At 40.7% G+C, this 1,782-nt stretch carries 2 protein-coding genes; both read left to right on the top strand.

Annotated features, from left to right (window positions below):
• Window positions 1–84 precede the first annotated feature (84 nt).
• The gene (galT, locus tag MVY38_RS10860) at window positions 85–1,107 is read left to right on the top strand and encodes a galactose-1-phosphate uridylyltransferase (RefSeq protein WP_297486185.1); all 1,023 of its coding nucleotides are present in this window, start codon (window positions 85–87) and stop codon (window positions 1,105–1,107) included.
• The coding region (locus MVY38_RS10855) for a glycogen/starch synthase (protein WP_297486182.1) at window positions 1,107–1,782 on the top strand (676 nt) is incomplete at its 3' end. The genes galT and MVY38_RS10855, both read left to right, overlap by 1 nt.

Below are 1,782 nucleotides of genomic sequence, written 5' to 3'. Positions count from 1 at the left end.
AAAAAATCGTGCAGCAGATAAGTTTCCTATTTTGCGGTAGTTTTACAACAGAGCATACATTTGAGATAAATATAGAGGTGAGTGATGTCTGAAATACGATTTGATATGCTGCATGATACTCATGTCATAATGGCACCAGAGCGCTTACACCGCCCAAACAACACAGCAATGCAAACAAAACAAGAGAGCCAAACAACTTTAGAGTGTCCTTTTTGTGAGGGACACGAAGCCCTGACTCCACCTGAAATATTTGCGATGCGAGAGAATGCTGCCAATGCCCCAAAATGGAAAACACGAGTCGTTCCTAATCTCTATAAAGCAGTGCAAATAGAGACTCAGCGCAGCTCAAAAAGAGAAGGAATGTTTGAATCTTACGGTGGGTACGGTGCGCATGAAATCTTAATAGACTCTCCCTGTCATAGCTGCTCTATGGCAGAGTTAGGACAAGAGGGAATTGAGAACTGGTTGCGTACGATCATCATTAGAAAAGAGGATCTTAAAAAAGATTCGCATCTTAAATATCTCTGCGTTTTTAAAAATGTCGGCACGCCAGCGGGTGCAACACAGGAGCATCCCCATACACAGCTCATCGCTCTGCCTATTGTGCCAAAAACTCTTATAAGCTTCTTAGAGAGAAATGAGCGTTATTACCATGAACACGGCAGAGGTATTGTAAGTGATATTGTACAAAATGAAAAAGATGCAAAAATCAGGGTCATAGAAGATCTTGGCAGTTTTATTGCCTATGCTCCTTATGCAAGTGCTTTCTCTTTTGAGACCATCATAGCACCGACAGAGTCATTTTTACATTTAAGTACCTGCAGTAGAGAAGAAATCAATGACTTGGCACAGCTTCTTAGCAATGTTTTTACAAAACTTCAGCGAGAACTTGGAGATTTCTCTTACAATCTCAGCTTCTTCTTCGCTCCCATCAATACTAATTTTGAAGATGAAGCCTATATGCAAAATTTGGAGCGCAATTTTACTTTTTACATCCGCATAACACCGCGCATTTATACCCTTGCAGGCTTTGAGCTCTCTAGCGGTATGGGTATCAATGCTATTTTGCCAGAAGAGTGTGCAAAGTTTTTACGAGGAGAAAAGTAATGCGTCTGCTTTTTGCTGCAAGTGAAGTCTTTCCTTATGCAAAAACAGGCGGTTTGGCTGATGTCGCAGATGCCCTTCCAAAAGCACTTGCAAAAGAGATTGATATTTCGCGGGTGATGCCTCTGTATGGCTTTATGCAAAAAGAAGCGTTTAGCTTTTATGATAATTTTACCCTCTCTTTAGGAGAGCAAAATTACTCTGTAAAAGTGTATAAAGATACGAAAGAGGGTGTTATCACCTATTTTATTGAAGCTCCTTATTTGAGTGATACACAAAGTCTTTACGGTGATGCAGATGGAGATTATGAAAACAATGCGCTGCGTTTTGGACTTTTTTGTAAAGCGGTAGTGATGCTTGGGCTGCGTTTAAACATCACACATCTGCATCTTAATGACTGGCACAGCGCACTTGTAGCACTCTTTGTTAAAGAACTCGCTCTTAACATCAAGACACTCTTTACCATTCACAACCTTGCCTATCAGGGAATTTTTGAGAAAAGCACACTGCAACTCTTAGGCATTGATGCACACTGTTTTACGATGGAGGGTGTGGAGTTTTACAATCAAGTGAACTTTTTAAAAGCGGGTATTGCTTACGCAGATGCCATCACAACAGTAAGCCCATCCTATGCAAAAGAGATACTTACACCTGAATTTGGATGTGGCTTAGATGGTT

The sequence above is a fragment of the Sulfurimonas sp. genome, from assembly GCF_027056685.1.
GTDB lineage: Bacteria > Campylobacterota > Campylobacteria > Campylobacterales > Sulfurimonadaceae > Sulfurimonas.
The sequence above is the reverse complement of the archived record's forward strand: the minus strand, read 5'-3'. Positions and strand labels throughout refer to the sequence as shown.

What these genes read in the sequence shown, in the direction of transcription:
- galT (WP_297486185.1), top strand. Translation starts at nt 85, where the DNA reads ATGTCTGAAATACGATTTGATATGCTGCATGATACTCATGTCATAATG.